The organism is Salipiger marinus (assembly GCF_900100085.1).
In the GTDB taxonomy this organism is placed as follows: domain Bacteria; phylum Pseudomonadota; class Alphaproteobacteria; order Rhodobacterales; family Rhodobacteraceae; genus Salipiger; species Salipiger marinus.
The window spans coordinates 43496-66909 of the sequence record NZ_FNEJ01000018.1; the positions used below are offsets into that span (position 1 = coordinate 43496).

The 23414-nt window shown below is 61.8% G+C and carries 19 protein-coding genes; 8 read left to right on the top strand and 11 right to left on the bottom strand.

From position 1 onward, the window contains the following. From BLR51_RS18440 to BLR51_RS18450, 3 genes are read left to right on the top strand one after another with little or no spacing between them, the layout of a single operon-like run. On the top strand, positions 1-1035 hold the full coding sequence (locus tag BLR51_RS18440) for an ATPase, T2SS/T4P/T4SS family (protein ID WP_089849730.1): 1035 nt from the start codon (positions 1-3) through the stop codon (positions 1033-1035). A 15-nt stretch (positions 1036-1050) separates the two neighbouring features. Next, entirely contained in the window at positions 1051-1470 is a 420-nt protein-coding gene (locus tag BLR51_RS18445; RefSeq protein WP_089849732.1) for a hypothetical protein, read from the top strand. Then, on the top strand, positions 1470-2495 hold the full coding sequence (locus tag BLR51_RS18450) for a TrbL/VirB6 family protein (RefSeq protein ID WP_089849735.1): 1026 nt from the start codon (positions 1470-1472) through the stop codon (positions 2493-2495). Before BLR51_RS18445 ends, BLR51_RS18450 begins: the two co-directional genes overlap by 1 nt. Positions 2496-2530: 35 nt before the next feature. Here BLR51_RS18450 and BLR51_RS18455 read toward each other — a convergent pair whose 3' ends face one another. From BLR51_RS18455 to BLR51_RS18475, 6 genes are all read right to left on the bottom strand, one after another. Next, complete coding sequence (locus BLR51_RS18455) at positions 2531-3016, bottom strand: DUF411 domain-containing protein (protein ID WP_036745186.1); 486 nt, start codon at positions 3014-3016, stop codon at positions 2531-2533. Between the two features lie 31 nt (positions 3017-3047). Next, complete coding sequence (locus BLR51_RS18460) at positions 3048-5381, bottom strand: heavy metal translocating P-type ATPase (protein ID WP_066707454.1); 2334 nt, start codon at positions 5379-5381, stop codon at positions 3048-3050. Between the two features lie 49 nt (positions 5382-5430). Next, a complete protein-coding gene (locus BLR51_RS18465; protein WP_010139851.1) occupies positions 5431-6783 on the bottom strand; it encodes an APC family permease in 1353 nt (450 codons plus the stop codon). Beyond that, the gene (locus BLR51_RS27800) at positions 6783-6920 is read right to left on the bottom strand and encodes a hypothetical protein (protein WP_165616879.1); all 138 of its coding nucleotides are present in this window, start codon (positions 6918-6920) and stop codon (positions 6783-6785) included. The genes BLR51_RS18465 and BLR51_RS27800 overlap by 1 nt, the downstream gene beginning before the upstream one ends. Before the next feature lie 121 nt (positions 6921-7041). Further along, positions 7042-8586, bottom strand: coding sequence for a multicopper oxidase family protein (locus BLR51_RS18470; protein WP_089849739.1), 1545 nt, complete (start codon positions 8584-8586; stop codon positions 7042-7044). 74 nt (positions 8587-8660) lie between these two features. Continuing rightward, a complete protein-coding gene (locus tag BLR51_RS18475) occupies positions 8661-9056 on the bottom strand; it encodes a hypothetical protein (RefSeq protein WP_010141886.1) in 396 nt (131 codons plus the stop codon). A 172-nt stretch (positions 9057-9228) separates the two neighbouring features. Between BLR51_RS18475 and BLR51_RS18480 the strand changes: the two genes are divergently transcribed. Beyond that, positions 9229-9585 (top strand): c-type cytochrome, encoded by a 357-nt coding sequence (locus BLR51_RS18480; RefSeq protein WP_224953406.1) that lies wholly within the window; start codon positions 9229-9231, stop codon positions 9583-9585. Between the two features lie 276 nt (positions 9586-9861). Here BLR51_RS18480 and BLR51_RS18485 read toward each other — a convergent pair whose 3' ends face one another. Genes BLR51_RS18485 through mobC form a run of 3 tightly spaced genes read right to left on the bottom strand, consistent with a single transcriptional unit; the run spans position 9862 to position 14696 of the window. Next, complete coding sequence (locus BLR51_RS18485; RefSeq protein ID WP_089849742.1) at positions 9862-11817, bottom strand: type IV secretory system conjugative DNA transfer family protein; 1956 nt, start codon at positions 11815-11817, stop codon at positions 9862-9864. After that, positions 11810-14158 carry a relaxase/mobilization nuclease domain-containing protein gene (locus BLR51_RS18490; protein ID WP_089849745.1) on the bottom strand — a complete coding sequence of 783 codons (2349 nt, stop codon included), beginning with the start codon at positions 14156-14158 and terminating at the stop codon, positions 11810-11812. Before BLR51_RS18490 ends, BLR51_RS18485 begins: the two co-directional genes overlap by 8 nt. Continuing rightward, complete coding sequence (mobC, locus tag BLR51_RS18495) at positions 14145-14696, bottom strand: plasmid mobilization relaxosome protein MobC (RefSeq protein WP_235939880.1); 552 nt, start codon at positions 14694-14696, stop codon at positions 14145-14147. The genes BLR51_RS18490 and mobC overlap by 14 nt, the downstream gene beginning before the upstream one ends. Before the next feature lie 588 nt (positions 14697-15284). On the opposite strand from mobC, the gene BLR51_RS18500 reads away from it, so the two are divergent. From BLR51_RS18500 to BLR51_RS18515, 4 genes are all read left to right on the top strand, one after another. Continuing rightward, positions 15285-16004, top strand: a complete 720-nt coding sequence (locus BLR51_RS18500; RefSeq protein ID WP_089849752.1) for a ParA family protein — start codon at positions 15285-15287, stop codon at positions 16002-16004. 10 nt (positions 16005-16014) lie between these two features. Next, on the top strand, positions 16015-16656 hold the full coding sequence (locus BLR51_RS18505) for a hypothetical protein (RefSeq protein WP_089849754.1): 642 nt from the start codon (positions 16015-16017) through the stop codon (positions 16654-16656). Positions 16657-16817: 161 nt separating this feature from the next. After that, positions 16818-17057 (top strand): hypothetical protein, encoded by a 240-nt coding sequence (locus tag BLR51_RS18510; RefSeq protein WP_089849756.1) that lies wholly within the window; start codon positions 16818-16820, stop codon positions 17055-17057. A 120-nt stretch (positions 17058-17177) separates the two neighbouring features. Further along, the gene (locus BLR51_RS18515) at positions 17178-18317 is read left to right on the top strand and encodes a Fic family protein (protein ID WP_089849758.1); all 1140 of its coding nucleotides are present in this window, start codon (positions 17178-17180) and stop codon (positions 18315-18317) included. Here the strand turns inward: BLR51_RS18515 and BLR51_RS18520 are convergent. Beyond that, positions 18289-21423, bottom strand: a complete 3135-nt coding sequence (locus tag BLR51_RS18520) for a type III restriction-modification system endonuclease (RefSeq protein WP_089849760.1) — start codon at positions 21421-21423, stop codon at positions 18289-18291. The genes BLR51_RS18515 and BLR51_RS18520 overlap by 29 nt on opposite strands. An 8-nt stretch (positions 21424-21431) precedes the next feature. Further along, positions 21432-23405 carry a site-specific DNA-methyltransferase gene (locus BLR51_RS18525; protein WP_089849762.1) on the bottom strand — a complete coding sequence of 658 codons (1974 nt, stop codon included), beginning with the start codon at positions 23403-23405 and terminating at the stop codon, positions 21432-21434. Positions 23406-23414 lie beyond the last annotated feature (9 nt).

Genomic DNA, 23414 nt, shown 5'->3' on the forward strand with positions numbered 1-23414 from the left:
ATGGCTGCAAGTTATCTGGAGGCGTCGCTCGACCGTTTCGGTCCCAAAGTCCTGCACGACGACACGATCGAGATCTGCATCAATCCCGACGGACAAGTCTGGGGCGAATTCCAGGGCGATCACTTCATGCGAGGTCTCGGCAGCCCGTTGAGCCAGACCGAGATCAAGGACCTCGGCAACCAGATCGCCTCCGCCGCCTCGACCACGCTCAGCACGAAGAAGCCCATCGTCTCTGTCTCGATCCTATATCGAGATCGCCCGATCCGTGCGCAGGTGATCCAACCCCCGGCAGTGGAAGGCGGGTTCTCCATATCGTTGCGGTTCTTCTCCTCCCTGCCGCTAGAGGCAATCCGGCTCGGCTTCCTCTTTGGAAAGGAGCGCAGCCTCGAAGGTCTGCGGCGCGAACGAAACGCCGCGCTGCGCGATGTGGTGACATCCGGCGACATCGGCGCCGCGCTGCGGTTTTGCGTCGAGAACAAGCTCAACATGATCGTCTCGGGTGGCACGTCGACCGGCAAGACGGTTGCGGCGCGCAAGATCCTTTCGCTGATTCCGCCCGAAGAGCGGATCATCACCATCGAGGAGGCGGCCGAGCTGCGCCCCGAGCAGCCCAATGCCGTGACGTTGATCGCGGACCGGGACACGGATGCCCGCAGTGCCGATGTGCTCTTGGCCTCAACGCTTCGCATGCGACCTGACCGGATCGTCCTAGGCGAAGTCCGCGGGCGCGAGGCGATGACGTTTCTCGAGGCAATCAATACCGGCCACGGTGGATCGCTGACTACGCTCCATGCCGAGACCCCACAACTTGCTGTTCGTCGCCTCGCCTTCGCCGCCCTCAAAACGGATGTGCCGATGACCTATGCCGACATGATCGATTACATTGAGGGCTCGATCGACGTGATCATTCAGGCAGGCCGCCATGAAGGCGCGCGTGGAATCACCGAGTTCTTCCTGCCGGGTCAAACCACAGATTTGAACCTCGACACGGTCGACGGCAGAGTCAACAAGAGCCCCTCCGTTGCCGCTGAGTAAAAAAGGACCCCCCAGATGCGAAAACTAATTCTCGCACTCATGCTTGCCGCCTTGGCGGGCCCTCTTGTGGCGCAGACTTCGCCGCAGGTCTCAAACGATCTCACAGTCAATATGTCGCCGCAACAATACCGGATCTGCAACGAACGTCCGGCGCGCCCGACCTGGATGGACGAAATCAATCCGCGTGAAGCTTACAAGGCAGCAGCTTTGATGGAGTTGTACGAAATTCGTGCCTGGGAGGAGATTGCAGAATCTGGCGACTGCAGCTGTGAAACCCGCTTTCCCGCTTGGGATAGCTCCGATGGCGAATATTATGAAAGGTATGCAGGCCTTAGCCAAGCCGAGCATTCAGCGTTTCGCCGCGACTGGATTGAAGTAAGGAAGCAACTCGAGCCGAGCGTGCGTACAATCTGCGAAGCTCAAGGCAACTGGTAATGGGCGTCGTCAGCTGGATGGTCGGAACGGCAGACGCGTTCCTTGTCGATGCGGCTGAGTCCCAGTTCGGGGCCGTGGCAAGCAATACCGGCACGATCGTCCTGCTGATGGTCACGCTTTCGCTAATCGGCGTCTGCATCAACATGGCATTCCAGTTCCGCAGCATGGATGGGGCCAGCTTCTTCTGGTACCTGATCAAGCTGACCCTTATCGGTCTGTTCGCCTTCAATTGGGCAAACTTCAATGCAGTAGCAAACGCAGTCATTGGAGGCTTGGACTACGTCGCTGGCGCACTGGTGTCTTCGGTTGGCGGCGGAGGAGCCGGAGCCACACACTTTGCCGGCGAATTCGACATCCTGATCGAAAAATTCAGCCAGTACCTGAATGCCATCGGCAGCAACCTGAACTGGATGACGGGCGCGATCCTAGGCGGAATCGGGCTTATTCTTTTGAGCTTCCTTGGCTTCATGACCGGCATCGTCCTCATATTCGCCAAGATGATGCTGACCCTCATGCTCGGCCTTGCTCCGATCATGATTGCATTGTCGCTCTTCGACGCGACCAAAGATTTCTTCCACAGATGGGTCTCGACGACGATTAGCTACGCCTTCTACCCCATCGTCATCGCCGCCATGTTCTCGACCGTGGTCGGTATGGCGAATTCGCTGTTAGCGCAGCTCGGTGACCCAAACTCCGCAACCAATATCGGCTCGCTGGTGCCGTTCTTCGTGATGGTGTTCCTGGCGAAGGGCTTCGTCGCGGCCACGCCCCTGATCGTGCGGGGGATCTCGGGGAACCTGATGGTGGCCGCGGCACCCGCTGTGGTCGCGGGATCGACCGGGATCCTGCGGGGGATCTTCAATACCGACGGCGTGAAGGGCAGGGCGCGGATCGGTGCGCTCACGACGGGTGAGGCGATCGGGCGGGGGACTGTCCAGGCCCCCGCTGCTGTGCGGAGTGCAGCGGCGACGGCGAGCGCGCAGGTGGTCAGGATGGCCGAGAGGGCGAAAAGGCTGGGGCGGTGAAGCACAGCGCGACTGAGCAACGGCTGATGATCCAGCTAGAGACCTGCTGCCTCGTAGCGCGTGTACACCTCGGTGCTGCCGTCATGAAGGATGAGGAACACGTCGTAAGCCTCGCGTTCGCTCTCCGGCCCCATGCCGGGGGAACCGTAGGGCATGCCCGGAACGGCCAGACCCACGGCGCTGGGACGCTCGGCCAGCAGCCGCCGGATATCAGCGGCCGGCACATGGCCCTCGATCATGTAGCCCTCGACTTGGCCGGTGTGACAGGAGACCATCTCTTGCGGGATGCCATTGTCGGACTTGTAGCGCATCAGCATCGTGCCCATGCTCGCCTCGGTCGTGACGGTGAAGCCATCACCCTCCAGGATCTCGATCCAGGCCGAGCAGCAGCCGCAATTCGGGTCCTTCAGGACGTGTATCGACGGTCCTCCGGATTGCGCCAGCGACAGTTGGGGGAGCCCTGCAAGAAGGGCCGCGCTGCCGATCAGCAGGCCGCGTCGGGTGAGGGTGTCTTGTGTCATGTCGTTCTCCATGGGTTGAAGTCAGGTGCGCTCAGAGGTCGATCCGCCTGAGCCGCAGCGCATTGGTGATGACCGAGACCGACGAGAGGCTCATCGCCGCCGCCGCGATCATCGGCGAGAGCAGGAGGCCGGTCAGGGGATAGAGCACCCCCGCGGCGACGGGCACGCCTGCGGCGTTGTAGACGAAGGCGAAGAACAGGTTCTGCTTGATGTTCCTGAGCGTCGCGACGGCCAGTTTCCGCGCGCGGACAAGCCCCACGAGATCGCCGCGCATGAGCGTGATCCCGGCACTTTCCACGGCCACGTCGGCGCCGGTGCTCATGGCGATGCCGACGTCCGCGGCCGCGAGCGCAGGAGCGTCGTTCACGCCATCACCGGCCATGGCGACCGACTTGCCCTTGGCGCGCAGTTCCTCGACCAGCTTCTGCTTGTCCTCCGGCAGGACGCCGGCGCGGACCTCGTCGATGCCGAGCTTTGAGGCCACCGCCTCGGCCGTTCGCCGGTTGTCGCCGGTGGCCATGATGACGGTGAGACCCAGCGCGTGCAGATCGCGGATCGCCGCTTCGGTCGTCTCCTTGATCGGGTCCGCCACGGCGACGATCCCGGCGAGCGTGCCATCCACGGCGACGAACATCGCTGTCTTGCCGTCCGCGCGCAGCGTGTCGGCCTCTGCCTCGGCCTCGTCCGTCGACAGCCCGAGATCGGTCATCATCGCCGCATTGCCGAGCGCGACCCTGCGTCCCCCGACAGTGCCGTGGACCCCTTTGCCGGTGACCGCCTCGAAGTCCTCCGCAGTCTCGAGCGACAGGCTGCGGTCCTTCGCCCCGGCCACGATCGCTTCGGCGAGCGGATGCTCCGACCCGCGCTCGAGCGCAGCGGCAAGGCCGAGTACCTCCGCCTCGTCGCCATGAAGCGCCACCACATCGGTCAGTCGCGGCTTGCCCTCGGTCAACGTGCCGGTCTTGTCGACGATCACCGTATCGACCCGCGCCATGCGTTCCAGCGCCTCGGCATCCTTGATCAAGACGCCCGCCTGCGCGCCCCGGCCGGCGGCCGTGGTGATGGAGATCGGCGTGGCGAGCCCCAGTGCGCAGGGGCAGGCGATGATCAGGACCGAAACGGCCGAGGCGATCGCGAAGGCCAGCGCCGGTTCGGGCCCGGCCCAGAGCCAGACGCCGAAGGCGATGATGGCTATCACAACGACGGTCGGCACGAAAACCGAGGAGACCTTGTCCGCGAGTCCCTGGATCGGCGCCCGCGACCGCCGCGCCCCGGCGACCATCTCTACGATCTGCGACAGCACCGTGTCAGCGCCCACCTGCGTCGCGCGCACCGCCAGCGTGCCGTTCTTGTTGATCGTGCCGCCGGTGACGCGGTCGCCCTCGACTTTCTCCACCGGGACCGGTTCGCCCGTGATCATGCTCTCGTCGACCGACGACCGGCCCTCGACCACCTCGCCGTCCACCGGCACGCTGTCTCCGGGCCGGACCCTCAGAAGGTCGCCCTCGACGATGTTCTCGAGCGGTGCGTCGTATTCCGACCCGTCTGCCAAAATGCGCCGCGCGGTCTTGGGCGCGAGGTCCAGAAGCGCGCGGATCGCGTCGCCCGTCCGCTCCCGCGCGCGTAGCTCCAGCACCTGACCGACGAAGATAAGCGCCACGATGACAACGGCCGCCTCGTAGTACGTACCGACGCCGTGGCCCATCCGGTATTCGGCCGGGAACACGCCCGGCGCGAAGGTCGCGACCAGCGAGTAGAGATAGGCCGCGCCGACGCCGAGCGAGATCAGCGTCCACATGTTCGGCGAGACATTGCGGATCGAGTCGATCCCGCGCCGGAAGAACGGCAGCGCGGCCCAGAGGATCACCGGGGTCGCCAGCACGAACTCAGCATAGACCGAGAGGCGGTGCCCCATCCACCCACGCACGTCTAGCCCGACGAGTTCGCCCATGGTGATGATGATGAGCGGCACCGCCGCCGCCGCCGAGATCCACATGCGTCGCGTGAAATCGACGAGCTCGTGACTCGGTTCGTCCGAAGGCACCATGGGTTCCAGCGCCATGCCGCAGATCGGGCAGCTCCCCGGCTCGTCACGCACGATCTCGGGGTGCATCGGGCAGGTGTATTGCGTGCCGGGCTGGGCCTTCTGTCCGGCCTTCTTCGCGTTGCCGGAGGCGTAGAAGTACGGATCGGCGTCGAACTTCTCCTGGCACCCGGCGGAGCAGAAGTGGAACGTCTCGCCGCCGTAGTCGCGCGTCCGCGCGCCCTCCTTGATCTCGACCTGCATCCCGCAGACTGGGTCGGTCGCGGTCTTTGCGCCGGTTTTGGTGTCGGAGGTAGCGTGATGGTGATGATGGTTGGCCATGGATTGATGTCCTTTCTGTCCCGGTGTGCGGCCTCCAGTCGTTGGAAGGTCAAGAGGTGGGCTCGTGTCTTTCTTCTTGTGCGGAATGGTGGCTGCCATGCGCCGGTTCGTGCGATGGCGGGTTGAGCGCGAGGAAGATGCGCTCGAACAGGAAAACGGCGGTCATGCCGGCGATCGCGATGACGACGATCAGCGGGTCGCTCTGCCATTTGAGCGCGGCGAAGGCCGCAAGGACCACCGCGTCCAGTCCGATCGCCGTCAGCAGGACCCATCCATGCGCGCCGATCTCCTCCCGCAGAGTCCGCCAGACACCCCAGTGGATCAGGATGTCCATCACGAGGTAGAAAAAGGCGCCAAGCGAGGCGATCCGGCTGAGGTCGAAGAAGATCGTCAGCGCGCTGGCGATCACCACCGTATAGACGAGCGTATGGTCGCGGATCGTGCCCGGCATACCGAAATGGCTGTGCGGGATCAGCTTCATGTCGGTCAGCATGGCCAGCATCCGCGACACAGCGAAGATGCTGGCGATCACGCCCGAGGCGGTCGCGACCAGTGCGAGCGCGACTGTCAGGTAGAAGCCGATCCGCCCGAGGGCGGGCTCGGCCGCTTCGGCGAGCGCGTAGTCCTTTGCCGCCACGATCCGATCGAGCGGCAGGCTGGCGCCGACGGCGAAGGCGACGAGAAGGTAGACGACGACACAGATCGCGATGGATATGATGATCGCTCGCCCGACGTTGCGGTGCGGGTCGGTGACCTCGGCGCCGCTGTTGGTGATCGTCGTGAAGCCCTTGAAGGCCAGGATCGCGAGCGCCACCGAGGCAAGGAAGCCCGCAACCGCACCGCCATCCGCGCCTTCCGCCGCCTCGAAAGAGAAGCCGCCGGCCCAGAGCGCGGCAATGCCGAAGGCCGCGATGCCGCCCACCTTGAGGACCGCCATGAGCTGCGACAGAAGACCCACGGAGCGGTTGCCTGCCGCATTCACGAGGTAGGCGAAGACGATGAGGCCCACGCCGATGGCAGGGACCAGCCAGCCCTCGGGCTTCAGATCGAGCCCCCGCAGGAGGTAGGTCGCAAATGTCCGCGCCACGAGGCTTTCGTTGATGACCATCGACAGCGCCATCAGCAGCGCGGCACCGGCCGCGACCGTCGTCGGACCGTAGGCCTTGGTCAGGATCATCCCGATCCCGCCCGCAGACGGCCAGGCGTTGGACATCTTGACGTAGGTATAGGCGCTGAATCCCGTCACCACGGCGCCAGCGACGAAGGCAAGGGGGAACAAGGGACCCGCAAGTTCTGCAATCTGCCCGGTCAGTGCGAGAATGCCCGCTCCGATCATCACGCCGGTTCCCATTGCCACTGTGTCGAAGAGCGACAGGCTGTTCTTCTGATACTGCTGGGCCATCACTTCTTCCTTTCTGCCTTCCCTCGCGTCGCGGCCCAGATCAGCGCTGCTATGGCCAAAACCAGCAGCACAAGGATCAGCAGGCCGAACAGCCAGCCAAACCCCATACCGGTGCCCATGTCGTTCCAGTTCATCATGTCGTCCTCCTGTTTTCCGGGCTGCGAGAGGCCCGTCTCTGCGGATCTCGCGAGAAGGTGGTGGAGCGAAACCGCAGCGATCGGGACGTCGGGGCGCTCGAAGCGAACGCCCCGCCTGCGGTCAGACCGAAGCCGATACCGCGAACTCGGTCATCATGCCGGTCGCCAGGTGCGGCATGTGATGGCAATGGAGCATCCAGCGCGCGGCTTCGCCCGCGTCCAGCGCCACGTCCACCATCGACATCGGCGGCACGTAGACCGTGTCGCGCAAGGCGCCTGCCACGCGGCGTCCGTTCAACCCGACGACCTGGAACACGTGGCCGTGCAGATGCATCGGGTGCCCCATCATCGACATGTTGTGAAAGGAGAGCACAACCCGCTCGCCTCTGCGCGCCGTGACCGGCTGGTGCTGGCCCCAGACGGCGCCGTTGATCGTCCAGACATAGGGCTGCATCGAGCCGCCCAGCATCAGCATCTGGCTGCGATCCACGGGGCGCTCCGGCAGGGCGTCCACCGCGATCAGCCGTGCTTCCTGCGCAAGATCGGTGTCGAACGCGGGCGCTTCAGCCTCCGCCACGGCATCGACGCGCCGCACCTCGGCACCGGGCGTGGCGAGGATCAGACCGGTGCGCTCCCTCGCCCCCTCGCGCAGCGCGAGGATCGGCCAGGCTCCGTTTTCGTTCGGCAGGTCGATCTCGAGATCGAGCCTCTGTCCCATGGCGAGCCCGAAACGGTTGCCGGAAAGCGGCTGCACCGCGTGACCGTCCGCCGCGACGAGGCGCGCCCCGGCCGCCCCGGTATCGATCCAGAACACCGTGGCCGCCGCGGCGTTGATGACGCGGAGCCGGATGCGACCGCCGCGCTCGACCTGCACCACGTCGGGGTCAGATAGCGTGCGATCGTTGGCGAGATAGGCGTCCCAGTCGTAGTCGTTCAGGTCCATGGCCATGCCGCCCATCTGGCCGCCCATGCCCATCATCCCGCCCATACCCGGCATCTGGTCCATTGGCATGCCGCCCATCGCGCCGTGATCCATGCCCGGCATGGCGCCCATGCCGCCCATGGGCGTCCCCTGCATGGGTTGAGCACCGCCGTGATGCGCGTGTGCGCCGTGGCCGCCGCCCGCGTGACCGCCGCTTATCTCGGCCAGAACCTCTTCCGGGGACTTGAACGAGAAGTCGTGCAGGAACATCACGACCTCCTGCCGGTCGGCGGCGACATCCTCGGCCGAGCGCACGATCAGCGGCGCGGCGAGCAGCTGCATCTCCTGGGTTGGCACATGGCTGTGCATCCAGTGCGTGCCGGGCCGCGCCTCGAAGTCGTAGGATCGGGTCTCGCCCGGCGCGAGCAGGGGCATCGGCATGTCGGGCACGCCGTCCTGCGCGTTGGGCGGGATCTGCCCATGCCAGTGTATGATCGTGCCGATGTCGAGATCGTTGGTCAGATCGACCCGGAACCGCTGTCCGGGATCGAGCACCAGTCCCTGGCCGCCGGAACCGGCAAGGCCGAAGACTGAAGCCGCGCGTCCGTCGATGTCGAGCGTGCGCGTGGCCGCGGCTAGGCGAAGTGAGTCAGGGGTTTGCGCAAGGGCAAACCGGGGCATGTGCGCAACTGCAACGGCGGCCGCGCTTGCGGCAAGAAAACCGCGTCGTGAAAGGGTGTTCATGGTCGTCTCCTCGGGACATTCCGTCCCGTACAAAAATGCCTATGGGGACGCCGCGGGCGTCGGCCCGGGCGCTATCAGAGGAGACGGAGCTTGGGAGGTCGTTCGTTCAGTCCTGGCATATGGCTGACGTGGACGGCCCCGGCGGGAGAGTCGTGGTCCGCGGGCTCGAAGGCGTGTCCGGTCTCCACCCCCGGCATCGCCAGGAAAACCGACAGACCTGTACAAACAAACTCGCAAATGGAGGCGTCGGTCGCTCCACAATGCTGGTTGCCGTCACAGGATGGATGAGCGTCGCCGGACGCGTGCATCATCGCACCAAGATGATCCGTATGGTCCAGCTGCATACCGCCCATTCGCGTAGCATGGGCTGCGCCGATCGTCGTAACCACGGCGATCGAGATTATGGCAAGTATGGAGAGGACTCGGGCGAACATGCCAGAAAGATAGACATTGCTCGCAAAAATGTCCATTGCCGCCGGCGATAGATCTCTGGCTGATTCGGCCTCAGCGTGAAGGCGATAAATTACTAAAGCGATCGGGACCGAACACTTGAGAAGAGGCGTCCGAATAGCGGTGGCAGGTGTGACCGCTGGCGGCATTGTGATTGCGGGCTGGCACTATCGCAGTGCTTCAACCAGCGGTATCGCCTCGGTAGAGGTCGTCTCGCAAGGACGGCAGATCTATTCCGATCAATGCGCCGCATGCCACGGAACGGATCTCGAAGGCCAACCTGATTGGCGCTCGCCGCTTCCCTCGGGCCGGTTGCCGCCGCCTCCCCATGACGCCAGCGGTCACACCTGGCACCATCCCGACGATGTGTTGTTCCGCATCGTAAAGGAAGGCACGGCCGCGATCGTCGGCGGCGGCTACGAGAGCGACATGCCGGGGTTCGGAGGCGTTCTGAGCGACGCGGAAATCCGCGCGGTGCTAGCCTACATCAAGAGCACATGGCCAGAGGGCGAGCGGAACTATCAAGAAAGCATGTCACAGGGAAACTAGATGCTCCAAGTAGAGCTGATGCGGGGCATGGTCACAACGTCAGTGGTGGGCGGAGCGTTTTGGGAAGCGATTCAGAAACAATAGTTTAACGTGGAGTTGGTTGGATATCGGGTCCATCCCGTCCTGCGGTCGCCAAGCAAATCGTTGTTGCAGGGAAACCTCGGATTTTTCGGGCAGATTGGACCGACTTCGCAACGCCCTGTGACGGCGATGTGCGATCCGTGTGCACGTCTCTGGGAGCCAGCATAATACCGCCAGAGAGGCGGCGGCCATTAGTCATCCATGCGCTTCAATGATCGCCCGCGTCGTTTGCACTGCCGCTGCCAGTTCTGATCTGCCTGCATGGTTGAGACCCATTCCTGCGAGATCGAGCGACAGCTGTCCCTGGCCACCTCCGCTTCCAGCAGCACGAGCCGCGCGGCCTCGAACCTTCGCTGCGCTGACAGGGTCAGTTTTCGCCGCGTTAGGCGCATTCGGGTCGACTTCCCGCGGTCCCGCAGCCGCCCGAACCTCCTGCAATTCCTGCTTCAGCTTCTCGACCGTCTCGCGAGTCTCGGACATCTGTCGGTCCCGCCGAAGGCCTTCCTCATCCGGATACGGGAAGCTTCCCGATTGACCGGCGTGCAGAACCTTCAACACCGGGTCCTCGAAATACTTCACCCTTCTTGCCCGGATCGGCATCTGCGCGTCGATCACGAGGATGACCTCGTCTAGGTCCATGCGCCGGGCCTCATCCTCGGTCAGGAGCGGGGTATCTTCTGTCCTCTCCGAGACGCTGCGCCCTTCGAATGGATTGCGTCCAACAGCACGGGAGCGGGTCACCACACGCTTGGTGGTCTTGCCGACAGCCTGGCTCAATTCCTCGATGGTCTTCTGCTCGGACGGGGTGAGGTAGAGCTTTACCCCGGCGCCGCCCTGCAGCGACCGGCGGGTGTTTTCGCCATAGATCTCATCGAGCGCGGGGATGGTCTGGGTCACGATCGCGAGGTTGCCGCCGAACGAGCGCAGCGTCTTGATGCTCTCGGCGACGATCGGCATCTTCCCGAGCCGGTCGAACTCGTCGAGTATGATCATGACCGGCCAAGGTTCGTCATCGCCAGGTTCCTGTGCTTGCAGCGAAGCGATCAGGTCCGAGAAAAAGAGACGGATCAGCGGGGCAAGCGGTCGGATCATCTCGGATTCGACCACAAGATAGATCGCATGTGGGCGGCGGCGGATATCCCGGAATGAGAAGTCAGAGGTCGCGGTGGCCGCGTCGATCGCGCGGTTGTCCCAAGTGTCGAGACCCGATGTCATCAGGAGGGAGAGGTAGGAAGTGAGGGTGTCGTTGTTGGTCGATGCCATACGCTCGAAGATCAGTTTGGCCGACTTGTTCTTCACCTCCTGCGAACGCTTCAGGTATTCCTTCTGCTTGTCGCCCCCCGAGGCTGTGATGCGATAGATCTCGCCGATGGTCGGCACGCCGCGCTCGAAGGCCAGAAGACCGGCCGCCACGAACAAGTCGATGCCCCCGGCCAGAAGCCCGCTCAGCTTTTCATTGTCGGTCTGCAGGAAGAGCTTCGCGGTGAGTTTCAACTCCATCTGCTGCCGGTCGGGGTTGGTCATGGCAGCAATGCGCGCCAGCGGATTATAGCGATGTGTCGGTCGGTCCCAGTCGGTCGGCGCGAAGCGGAAAACCTTGTCCCCCATGCTGGCTCGGAAGCGCGAGGTCTCGCGGAAGTTCTCGCCTTTCACGTCGAGCACCACGGCGGAGCCCTTGTAGGTCAGCAGGTTCGGGATCACGAACCCCACGCCCTTGCCCCGGCCCGTAGGCGCCACGATCAGCGCGTGGGGGAAGGTTTTTGAAACTAGGAACGGGCGCTTGGATTTCGGGGAGCCGAGCTTGCCCAGAAGGAAGCCGCCGCCGGGCTTGGCAAAGAAGCCGTTCCTCTTCATCTCGCTGCGAGTCTGCCAATGCGTCGTCCCGAAGCGGGTCAATGCATCCCCCAGAAGCGTGACGCTCAGCATCAGCGATGCCAGGCCGAAGCCGCCAAGGATAAGGTTCACCCAGAGGAAGTCTTTTGGCGCGGACTGAGACAGACCCCGATATTCGCGGGCAAGCAGGGTGACGTCGAAACGGGTGGGAGAAAGCCCATAGCGGAACATGACAAAGCCGGTCGCCACGACATAGCCCATGGCGAGACCGACCAGCACGAGGCTCAAAACTCCTAGGGCAATCTTGCCTTTATCCATGGGTGATCCCCTTCTCACCATGTGCCGCGGCGTGGCGCGCACGCTGCGCCTCGATCTGCTCTTCGGCCAGAGCATCGAGAACGCGCTCCATGGCCGGGCCATGCGCGGTGACCTCGCTGCTTTGAAGATAGGTCTTGGCGAGTTCCAGTTGGCGCAGCGGATCCTCGGTGAACTTGTCCAGGACGTCCGCATTTCCCGCCCGCAGCGCGTCGATTGCGTCAGGGCTTAGTCGCTCGTTTATCTGCTGCACGATGTCCTGCTGCTCTGACTCGGAGAGTGGGCCCTCGACGTCGGCGTTTCGCACAAAGGCCATGACGGTTGGCGCTGTCTCCTCCAGATACCGGCGCTCGGCGTAGTCCTGTCGCGCCTGGTCCTCGATCTCGAAACTGCGTTCGCTGATATAGGCACGCGACGCGCCGAGCGAACGAAGGTGATTGATTTCGTCCTGGACGGCCTGCCCGAACTCGTCATCCGGCATCTCCGTGCGATAACGGGCGAGGATGCGGAGCTCTTCGGTGATCGGACCGAGATGATCCGAAGGATCCCGCAAGGCGAGGTCCATGTCGCCAGCATGAAGCGTGCGGTCCTGCTCCGATACCGCATATTGCGGCGGCATTCGACTGTCAGTCATCTGTTCCCAAGCCATCGAGGCCAATTCGGCATGTTGCGGAGATCTCTGCGCATAGGCGTCGAACGCGACGCGGGCCTCTTCAACCTCCACGGCGCCGGCCCGCCTTACAGACGGGTCGTCGGAGAACGGATGATCGAAATCCGTCCGACGGAACTGCGCCACCAGCGCCCTGAACGCCTGCCGCTCCGATGGGGCAAAGATTTCGGGCCCGTCCTTCTCGAGATCACCCCCTGATGCCGCCAACCGCTCGCCGAGCGCTGGCTCAGCGTTGTCCACCTCGTCGATCTCGGTTGGCGCGCGAAGGACGCGTACGTCGGTCAGGACATCGCCCAACCGAACATGCACGGCTTCCAGCCGGTCGAGCGCTTCTTCCCGGTCCGCAGATTTCTCCAGATCGAGATCGCTTGCTTTGGCAATCCCCTGCAGATCCTGTGCCAGCCACTGGCGCTCCAATGCGGCATTGCCTGCCCCCTCCCGCAGGCGCGCGGCCACAGCCTCGGCATCGATGCCCGTGCCTTGCAACGCCTCGGCCAGCTTTGGTGCCACCTCTCCATCGTCAAGACGCGCGAGGTGTTCTTCACTTAAGTTCGGCCTTGCATAGATGCCGTCCCTGGATGGGGCATCGACCAGGGCGGCGGAGCGATCCCCGAGCGGGTTCAAATGCGCGACCGAGGCCAGAACGTCGGTCAGCTTGCGCTCGATCACCGGCCTCTCGGCCGCCGGCGCCCTGTCGATCGCCGCCTCGATCTGGCGAATGTTCTGAGAAAACTCGGTGATCAGCGTGTCGAACGCTGCTTCGTCTTGGGACATGTAGATGGCTCCGTCAGATTGAATCTGACCGCCTCTGGCAAGGATGGTGCTGGCCCTCTCGAGCGCTTCGGCCACGTCTTCGAAATTCGAACGGGACGCCTCCGCCGCGAGCCCGCGATAGATCAAAGCGTTGTGCCGGACGGTTTCCAGAGCGGCCGCCAGGTCAGCACCGGTTCTCCGGCGCTCGACCGGGGGACGACCTTCGTCGCGAGCCTTGTAGATTTCATCGATCTCGGCGCGGTAGGTAGTGACGCCGCGATCCAGACGGCGCGTCGCCTCAAGGCGGATCCCATGAACTTGGGCCGCCTCGACCATCGCCTCGCGAAAGGCGTCGTAGTTGAAGTGATGATCCTTCCCGAGAAAGAACATTTCGCCATCCTTGCTGCGGCGGTTCAGAACGATATGCGCATGTGGATGCGCGCGATCTTGGTGTATTGCAGCAATATAGTCGAATTGCGACCCCTCACCTTGAAAGAACTTCTCGCAGACCGCCTGGGTGATATCGCGCACCTCCTCGCCGCTGGTTCCAACCGGGAATGCCATCAGCAGATGCGACGTATGGCCAAGCTTGGGGCTGTAGCGCTCGTTCCACTGGTTCTCGAACCGCCGCGCCACTCGGTTGATCTCGGCTTCCGAGAGCTGCTTCTTCCCGTCATGGGTGCCGCGACTGTCGAGGATATGGGTCGACTTCGTCGTGAGATATGTGAGCTGCGCCCGTAGCTGCGCCCCGGTGTGGCAGCCCCCTTTCGAGATAGCCTTGAAGATCGCTGGCGAATAGCCGCGCGCGGCCCGAACCATCTGCGCGCCCATGGAAAGCCCCTGCCAGGATCCCGAAACCCGGCTCCAGCCTCGTTCAAATAGCGCCGGGTCGATGCCACGGACCCGGTCACTCCGCGCCATTCTCATCCCTCTCGGCGAGGCCCGCCAGGGCAGAGCTGATCTCAAGGTCCAGCAGGCTGCGCCGCGCACGCGACATCTCCTGGACCTGGTCGGCCAGATCGAAGACCAGACCCGCAAGGGCGCGGACGTCACGGTGACTTGAGGCCGGGTAGGACAGTCTCTCGCCCCGCACCTTGGCCTCGTTCAGACGTCGCGCGATCTGGTTCACGTTGTTGCCGACCCGGTTGAGCGCGGCGCCGAGGCAGCGCAACTCGTCACACATCTCGTCGTCGGGCAGGAAGACACCTGCGGCCGCCAGCATCAGGCGGCGCATGGCATCCGAGCGGTGCGCAATCCCGCGCCGCGACAGCGCCGCGTCGAACCGGCGCAGGTCGTCGTCCGAGACCCGGATCCCCACAACCCGCGATCGGCTGCCGTTCGCTGTCTGACGCTCATCCCGGTGGTTCACCACGTTGTAGATCGTCTTCAGGCTGACATCGTAGCGCGCGGCCAATGACGCCGCGGAGACGCCGTTCCGGCGCTCCTGGGCGATGGTCAATCGCTCGATCTCTGACAGTCTGCGGCGGCGGGGCATTTTGAAGTTAACGTTCCTATTTCTTGCCAACTTCGTACAAGCCCGCCGACTCCCAACGCAAGTGGAGTCGGCTATAAGGGCTTGTACTCAATGTAGAAAATCTCCTTGCAGGGGCGATTTCCCGTCCTTTGTCAAATGGATCGCGCTTCGCGCTCATGGCACCACGCGATGCGGTCCCCGCATCGCGCATCGCGTCTTTCGCGCCCCGTCTCTTGCACCCCGCAAGACGGGTTTTGCCGCGTGCTAACCGTCTCGCGTCACCCGCAGAACGACATACGCGAGACTGCCTCCCGTCGTCTGGAGCGCGCTATCCGTCACCTGCATTCCGTCCGCAGCACATCGCCAAACGCATCCCGACATTTGGAGGGTGTGTGGTGCCCCGCGACGAATGCTGAAGGCACCACGGCAGACGTCGCACGGTCATCGCAAAACGCCGCCCGCAGCATGCCAGGCGCGGGTCGCATCCCGACTTCTGCTTGACCCCTCCGCCTCATGCGTTTAGCGACACTTTAGCATTATCGTTGCGATTCACTATTTTTGCGGAGGATCAGAATGCCGAACGAAAATCTTGTGGTGATCGCAGCGATGGCCCGGAAAGGGGGCAGTGGAAAAACGACGCTTTCGCGCGCCTTGATCAGCGCCGCGATCGCCGCCGGACGCAGAGTGATGTTGATCGACACGGACAGCACGAGAGTACTCGGGGCATGGCATGCTCGGGCGGAAGCCGGTGGGCTGAGTTCGTCGCTTCTCTGCTCGGCCACCGTCGAAAGCGTGGCGGGTGTCGAGGGTCAGATCGATCAGGTCTACATGGCAGGCACAGCAGACTTCATCTTCATCGATACCGCGGGGGTCGGTGCCGAATGGTCAGACGGCATCGCGGTGCTTGCGGACCACATTGTGACGCCCGTCATGCTGTCGACATCTGATTTCGATGTCGGAGCGCAGACGGCTGATTGGTTTGAGAAGCTGAAATCCCGTGTTGACGACCCCTCCGGCCTGCCGCGCCACCACGTCGTCCTCAACATGGTTGACCCGAAAACGACCCGTGCTGACGCCGCCCTAATTGAAGAAGCGCTCACCCGTTTTCCGGTGATTGAGACCGTCATGATGCGGCGGAACACTTACAAGGAGATGGACCAGAAGGGGCTTCTCCACGCCTTGGCGCTGGAAAAGCAAACCGATCCAAACCCTCTGATGCGTCCACATGTACGTCATGTCGTCGAGGCGCTCGAGGAGGCGACGGACATCCTCAACAATATTCTTGCTGCGTGAGGACAGTCGATTGCGCAAGAAGATCCCGACCATCACTAGGCCCGACCCAGCCTACGCCGCCACCCTGCAACAGGGTGACCGCGAGGTTCCCGGGAAGGAGGAAGAGGCACAGGTCACAGCAACAAAGACTGGGACCCCAGCCGCTGACGTTGACGCTGATCCGCACGAGTCAGAGCGTGTCCCGGAAGGTGCCGTGGCGCCGCACCAAGTCACCGCGGAAAGCTCTGACCCGCATACCAGCCTGAGAGCTCCCGTATCGGCGCGCGCTTTGAGCCCGACCCGGAAGATCGACATCAGGGTCAACGCACTCGAACGACAGGAAGCAGCGCTGGAGACTTGTGGTGTTGAGCCAGCACATGTGGTGCGTGCCGCCCTGCGCCGTGCAGTCAAAGGCTGGCAACTATCGCCGGTCTTCGCCCCAGTCGCGGAGGAGCGACGCACTCGAAACACGCAGTGGCAGGCCCGTACATCTCTGGCAGTCGATGCGGCCAGCCTGGGTGTCCTCCTCCGGGACCACGACCCCCTCGACGTCTTGAGTAAATGGGCTCTGATCCGCGGCCAAGTGGAACCACGCATATGGGGCGAGATCGACAAAATCTTGGAAGAAATTGCTGTTCCCGCTGCATCGCCGCATGAGCAGCACACACCGTAAGAGACCTATCTGAAAAGATAACTTGCATTTCGCCGGTGGATTTTCGCCCAACGGCGGAAGCTCGCCTTGCAGTTGCGGAGAGCGTGGCGCTAATGAGCGTCATATAGAATTTCAGACCTCAGTGGTGATGAGTTACGAGGTCCATTTTGGAGGAACGCATTATGAACACGAAGCCCCGCCTGACTGGCGAACCGATCATGCGCATCCTCTGCGAGACATCTGAAAATCTGGTTGGCTACCTGTACCAATGGAACAATGGTGACGTGCAGCCTGCCTGGTTCGACGGCGCCATGGCGGACGTTCGCTATGAACCATTCTTTCAAGCGCCGGAACAAAACCCCGCCGATCCGAAGGCCCCCAGACCGCGTCAGCAAGGTCTGACGCACCTTGAAAAGGCATAGCTCAAGGCCTCGCGTCGGTTTGTGGGTCACCCCATCGCGCAGGTCCTTTGAGCGATAGAGTTGACTTCTATGCCTCAGAAGTGGTCTAGATGTGAGTTATAGAAAGGATGTCTATAACTCATGGCTTGGAACTGGACGCTGCCTGATTGGCCGGATTTCCGGTATGACGCCTCCGCTCTGGAGCCGTTTGAGCAGACGTTCCTGCTGTCGTCCGGAGAAATCCTCGGCGCGGTCCATCATGTCAGCCAGCCGGAACGCGAGCAACTCCGCATCGAACTGCTCAGCGAGGAAGCGATGCAGACGAGCGCCATCGAGGGTGAAATCCTCGATCGGCTCAGTGTGCAATCTTCGCTGCGCCGCCATCTGGGCCTCGATCCGGACAGCTACCCTGCCAAACCGCGCGAACAGGGCGTCGCGGAAATGATGGTCGACGTCTATTCCAGTTTTGCAGAGCCGCTAACCCATGAGACACTGTACCGCTGGCATCGGATGCTCCTGTCCCATGACCGTCGGTTGGAAACCATTGGGGCCTACCGACAACACGCCGAGGCGATGCAAATCGTTTCCGGCCGCCTTGACCGGCCCACGATCCATTTCGAAGCGCCGGCCTCGGAGCGGGTCATGCCTGAGATGGAGCGATACGCGGATTGGTTCAACAAGACCGGGCCGGGGGGAGCAGAGCCGCTTCCAGCGCTGACGCGCGCAGGGCTAAGCCACCTCTATTTCGAGAGCATCCATCCCTTCGAAGACGGCAACGGCCGCTTGGGTCGCGCCCTCGCTGAAAAGTCGCTGGCGCAGAACATTGGCCAGCCGACCCTCATCTCGCTCGCCTTCACCATCGAGAAGGAGCGCAAGGGATACTACGATCAGCTTGAGCAGCATCAAAAAACGCTCGACGTGACCGATTGGCTCGTCTGGTTCGCAGAAGTTGTCTTGAAGGCCCAACAGGCAACACTCGACCGCGTCGGCTTCTTCATCAGCAAGGCACACTTCTACGATCGTCACAGAGACCACTTGAACGAACGCCAAGCCAAGGCCATCGCTCGAATATTTCGGGAAGGCCCTGGCGGTTTCAAAGGCGGCCTCAGCGCCGACAACTATCTCAAGATCACCGGAACCTCACGCGCAACCGCAACCCGCGATCTGCAGGACCTGGTCGAGAAAGGTGCGCTCAGCCGAACTGGAGATCGACGCCATACGAGGTACTGGTTGAACCTGAATCCGAAAATCATCACACAGGTCGCCCGACAATATCCATGAGTTTCGAATAGTCCGTAACCACATCATACTTAACCCTGTCAGGAGCAACACGCTCGCTGATCTCGTCGAAGAACTTTCGGGCGCACTCGATTTTCGTCTTCTCGATTTCGCGCAACTTCATCGATGACATCGTGCCCTTGGTCTCAGCAACGAAATAGATGTGCCGCACACTGCCAGCTTTGAAGGAAATTGCCCAATCTGGGTTATAGTCGCCGACCGGAGTTGGGATCAGGAAGCCACGCGGCAGCTTCGCGTAAACTACGACTTCGCTGCTTGTATCCAGCTCCTGCACGAACGCTTTTTCCACGTCGGAATCCGTGATCGCGTAGTCATAGACATGGTTCTTGAGCTTTGCCGTTGCCCGCGAGAAATCTTGGCCGGTCTGGTTGGCAGTGAAAATGTCTACGTCGTACCGCTCGTCGACTTCATCATAGGCTAGTCGCTCGATCACCATCGCCGCCTTCTGTTCAGCAAAGATACGCGACGCTTCGGCGATGAAGTGTTCGGGGTTCTTGGTGAATTGCTCGAAAACCGCTGGTTCGATTTGGCCTAGGATGGAAGCTGCCGTGTCTCGGGTTAGCTGGGCATTCTCGGCTACTTTGCCCACGAGGTCATACTTCACCAAGGAGTGGACCGAACCACCATGGCTGGTGGTCGTGTTCGTGACCTTGAAACCGTCACCGCTTCGCAGTTGGCCGTCGGTCAATCCGTCGTTTTGCACGCCGATTTGAACCGTGTACTGCAACGGGGTAACCCGCAACTGGCTGTCCAGCGCGCTGACGCATTTGCGGATCAACTCAACCGAGTCGAACTCGACCCGGTAGACCGCCTTCCGGTTGATACGCGCCCAAAGCTCCTGGAACTCCTTCTTCTCGAAGTTCGCATTCAGAGGATTGGTCTTTGGCTTACGACCATCATCGACCTTGGGCAATTGCGCATCGCTGAAGACGCTCTCGATGAGCTGGAAGACCTGCGCCGCGCACGGCTTTAAGTCGTCGGGTAGGTCGGCCAGTTTTCCCTCGGCCTTGGCCTCGTGATAGGCGTCCGCGATCTGGTCCGCATCATCCGTGTAGTCATTCTTCACCAGATAGCGGTAGATCTGCTTTGCCATGGCGGCAGTCACCTCAACCGTGCCCTCCTCGGTCGTGAGTGTCTTGCCCGTGAAGTACTCCTCGGTTGCCTGCCGCGGACGCGACGATAGGGTATCCGCGATCTCCTTCTGGAGCCCGGCCACGAAGTCCTTGTAGCTCTCGCTCGCGACGACGTTCAGCACGTTGATGTCATGCACCACTGCCGGGTGGTCCATCCTGTCCCCATGCTGGTCGACGCATAGCCGCAGGCCACGCCCCACTTCCTGGCGCCGGGAGATGGTGTTGTCGCTGTGCTTCAACATGCACATGACGAAAACATTCGGGTTGTCCCAGCCTTCGCGCAGCGCAGAGTGCGAGAAGATGAACCGTGTAGGTTCTTCGAAAGAGAGCAGACGCTCCTTCTTCTTCAAGATAAGATCATAGGCGTCCACATCCTGAGAAACGGCGACTTTTCGACCAGTTTCAGCGTCTTTCTCCTGCTTGATCGACCCATCGATGTCGCGGCCGGTCTTCTTGTCGATAGAGAAGTAGCCATTGTGGGTCTTGGCAGAGTCGATGCCGGCGAGATATTTCCGGTAAGCTTCATTGTCGATTGCGAGTTCGGACAGATACTCGGCCTTCAGCAATTCGTACTCTTCCTCAAAAACCCGGGCATATTCGCCTTTCTCATCGGCCTGACCGTAGTCCCGGTACTTAACCACCTCGTCGATGAAGAATAGCGACAGGACCTTGATGCCCTGCGCGAAAAGCTGCTTTTCCTTGTCCAGATGCGCTTTAATCGTCTCACGGATCTGGATGCGGCGGATGTCGCGCTCTGAGACGTCACCGTTCGCCTCGCCAGCCCTCAGCACTTCCCCGTTAGTGAATTCTACCGTGTCGTTCACAGCATCGATCTGGCTGATCGTGAAGCCGCGGTACTGATCCAACTCGCCAGACTCCACGAACAGGTCATCGCGGAACGAGAGTCGCCGCAGCTGGCGCTTGATCTCGCCCGACTTCAGCTTCACCTCCAGCTCGATCCGCGCCACGGGGGCTTTTTTCGAGATGTCGATGCCTTCGAGGTATAGGTACGCATTGGTGCCGGCGAGACCACGGGTCTGGATACCACGCACCGCGATCTTCTTCACCAGTTTCTGGTTGTAGGCGTCCAGCGCATCCAGCCGGTGAACGCGATTGTGCTGCGTGCGGTGGGTGGCCGAATAGCGCATGATGAACAGCGGCTTGAACTTCGGCAACGCCTCCATGGTCGCTGCGCCTTCCATCTTCTGCGGCTCGTCCAGGATCAGGATTGGCCGGTTCGAGGCGATCACATCGATGGGCTTGCGCGACTGGAAGTCGTCCAGCTCGTCGTAAATCCGCCGATTGTCAGCTCCGCGCGACGCAAACGCCTGGATGTTGATCACCATCACGTTGATCCCAGCGTCGGACGAAAAGCTCTCCAACTCGTGCAGGCGTTTGGAGTTGTAGATGAAGAACCGCGCCTTCTTGCCGTAGCTTTCGGTGAAGTGGTCCGCCGTGATCTGCAGCGACTTGTAGACCCCTTCGCGAATGGCGATCGAGGGCACCATGATGATGAACTTCGACCAGCCGTAGCGCTTGTTCATCTCGAAGATGGTCTTGATGTAGCAGTAGGTCTTGCCCGTGCCGGTTTCCATCTCGACATCGAGGTGAACACGTGTCGCGGCCAAGGCATCGCGCTTGTAGGTCGCGGCCACGGGGCCACGCTCGCCCCGCGCATTCTGGGTCGTGAATTCCGTCAGTGATTGCGAGACGGGCAGGTTCTGGCGTTGTTGGACCTTCTGGATATTTTCCAGGATCTGCGCGTCGGTCAGCGCAAAGTCGGCGTTCTTGAAGCCTTCGTATTCGGCTTCGGGCCTTATTTGCTGGCCCTTTTTTACCACACCTGGGTCGATGCGGAAAGTCAGGCCAGCGGTTATAGGCTGCCCGGCGAAGCAGTCGACCACGTCGTTGACGGCATTGGTCTGATAGGGCTGGACCTTGAACTTGAGTTTCATGGTCGGCCTCAGATCGCTTTGACTTCGGTGCTGGGCGAAAGCTGACGGAAGATCTGGGTCACGTTGATCTTCACCGCGTCCGAGACGAAGCCGTTGTCCCGGAAGACGACGCGCAGGGGCTCGTGGCCCGCCAGTTCCTTCACCAGATCCTCGGTGATGCCGCGGTCGAAGCAGGCGACAAGGGCGTTGTCGTCGACGAAGAATACGGACTTGCCCTGCACCGTCTCGCGGCGGATGGGCAGCGTCAGGTCCACGCCCCAATCGACCAGCACCTGGAACAGCAGGTCCTCGGCTGTGCGGCCGTCCTTCACGTTGTCTACCATGTCGAGCAGGTCGGACTGCTTCAGCTCGTCCGGGCGGTAATAGACGTCCTTCATGTTCGAACTGTCCACCTTGAGCACTCGGAAACCGACATCGCGGTTCCAGTTTGCATGGCAGTCGCCGTTAAGAACCTGCGCGCCAGCACGTCGGATACGCTCCCGACTGACTCCTGGGATCGTCTTGAACCCGGCCTTGAAGGCTTCTGACTTTTCGTCCGCCGCTTCATCAAGCTGGACCATGATGAATTTCCGGTTGCCGCCGTCTTTCGCGTTCTGAAGCATGACTGAATGCGCGGTGGTCGACGACCCTGCAAAGAAGTCGAGTATGATGTCTTCACCCTCGGTCATCATCTCGATGACCTCCTGCAGAACCAACTCATCCTTGGGGAAGTCAAAAAGGTCGCCTCCCATCAGAGCCCGCAAACGCTTCGATGCGGCGCGGCCGTCCTGATAGAAAACGCTATATGGCGTCTGAAATTCGCTGTCCTTAAGATACTTTTTCATGCAAGGGACCGAGTTCTCGTCATCCCCAAAGTGGACGCGTTCGTCCTTGATCCAATCGGCCATCTTTTTCGGGTCCGGCGTCATCCATCCCCGTGCAGGAACCTTCACGGGATTGCCGGTGGTAGGATGAAGAACCTCATATTTGGGCCCCCCGCCACCGGGCCACGAAATATCCGCAGCGAAGTACACTCCTCTGCGATCAACGTTACTGTAATGCTTGTGAGCCTTCGAAGGATTTCCGTCCGCGAGGTCGCGATACCATTCCTTTAGGCCGACGGTCATCGCCTTGTGGTCTCCGCCGTGCTGGCGTTTCAGCCGCTCATACTGCGCATAGATTTCGTCCAGACCCTTTTTGCGCTGCCGCCAAGTCACTCCGTTCTCGCGCAAGTATTCAGAATCGCGCGCATAGCAGACGATGTATTCGTGCGAGACCGACACCAGCCGCGAGTCGTTCTTGCGCCCAGCCGCCCAAACCATGTCGGCGACGAAATTCGACTGACCGAAAATCTCGTCCATGATCAGGCGCAACCGTGGCTGCTCGCCCTCATCGCATGACACGAAGATGGCCCCATCTCGCGTCAGCAGGTTTTTCGCCAACCGGAGGCGCGGGGCGATCATCGTCAGCCAGTTAGAGTGGAATCGGCCATTGCCTTCCGGGTTCGCGACAAGGCGCGCGCCTTCCTCGCTTCGTTCTCCCGAAGCAATTTCCTGTGTCACCTGATCCGAGGCAAAGCTGTCTCGATAGATGAAATCCTTGCCCGTGTTGTAGGGCGGGTCGACGTAGATCAGCTTGATCTGTCCGAGGTAAGTGTCCTGGATCAGCTTGAGAGCTTCGAGGTTGTCGCCCTCGATGAACAGGTTTTTCGTCGCATCGAATTGAAGGCTTTCACCTTGGACCGGCCGTACCGCCTTGTTGATCGGCGCGTTCGCAAGCGCCAAGGCGTCGCGCTTCCCCGGCCAGTCCAGCCGGTACCGCTCCTGCGGCCCTTCCACGATGTGGTCGCTCAACTCCTGACGCAGCTGATCGAAGTCCACCGCCAGACGCACCGCCCCCGTCGTCTCGTCCTGCGCCTCGGTTACGCAGCCGGGGAACAGGTCGCGGATCTTCGCGATATTGTCCTGGCTCAGGTCGGGGCTGTGCATCTTCAGCTTGTCCATGCTCTTCCT

Coding starts and splice junctions, on each gene's coding strand:
- BLR51_RS18500 (WP_089849752.1), top strand. CDS start 15,285: ATGCCGAACGAAAATCTTGTGGTGATCGCAGCGATGGCCCGGAAAGGG.
- BLR51_RS18525 (WP_089849762.1), bottom strand. CDS start 23,405: ATGGACAAGCTGAAGATGCACAGCCCCGACCTGAGCCAGGACAATATC.
- BLR51_RS18460 (WP_066707454.1), bottom strand. CDS start 5,381: ATGGCCAACCATCATCACCATCACGCTACCTCCGACACCAAAACCGGC.
- BLR51_RS18515 (WP_089849758.1), top strand. CDS start 17,178: ATGGCTTGGAACTGGACGCTGCCTGATTGGCCGGATTTCCGGTATGAC.
- BLR51_RS18445 (WP_089849732.1), top strand. CDS start 1,051: ATGCGAAAACTAATTCTCGCACTCATGCTTGCCGCCTTGGCGGGCCCT.
- BLR51_RS18510 (WP_089849756.1), top strand. CDS start 16,818: ATGAACACGAAGCCCCGCCTGACTGGCGAACCGATCATGCGCATCCTC.
- BLR51_RS18455 (WP_036745186.1), bottom strand. CDS start 3,016: ATGACACAAGACACCCTCACCCGACGCGGCCTGCTGATCGGCAGCGCG.
- BLR51_RS27800 (WP_165616879.1), bottom strand. CDS start 6,920: ATGATGAACTGGAACGACATGGGCACCGGTATGGGGTTTGGCTGGCTG.
- BLR51_RS18490 (WP_089849745.1), bottom strand. CDS start 14,158: ATGGCGCGGAGTGACCGGGTCCGTGGCATCGACCCGGCGCTATTTGAA.
- BLR51_RS18465 (WP_010139851.1), bottom strand. CDS start 6,783: ATGGCCCAGCAGTATCAGAAGAACAGCCTGTCGCTCTTCGACACAGTG.
- BLR51_RS18450 (WP_089849735.1), top strand. CDS start 1,470: ATGGGCGTCGTCAGCTGGATGGTCGGAACGGCAGACGCGTTCCTTGTC.
- BLR51_RS18470 (WP_089849739.1), bottom strand. CDS start 8,586: ATGAACACCCTTTCACGACGCGGTTTTCTTGCCGCAAGCGCGGCCGCC.
- BLR51_RS18475 (WP_010141886.1), bottom strand. CDS start 9,056: ATGGACATTTTTGCGAGCAATGTCTATCTTTCTGGCATGTTCGCCCGA.
- BLR51_RS18440 (WP_089849730.1), top strand. CDS start 1: ATGGCTGCAAGTTATCTGGAGGCGTCGCTCGACCGTTTCGGTCCCAAA.
- BLR51_RS18485 (WP_089849742.1), bottom strand. CDS start 11,817: ATGGATAAAGGCAAGATTGCCCTAGGAGTTTTGAGCCTCGTGCTGGTC.
- BLR51_RS18520 (WP_089849760.1), bottom strand. CDS start 21,423: ATGAAACTCAAGTTCAAGGTCCAGCCCTATCAGACCAATGCCGTCAAC.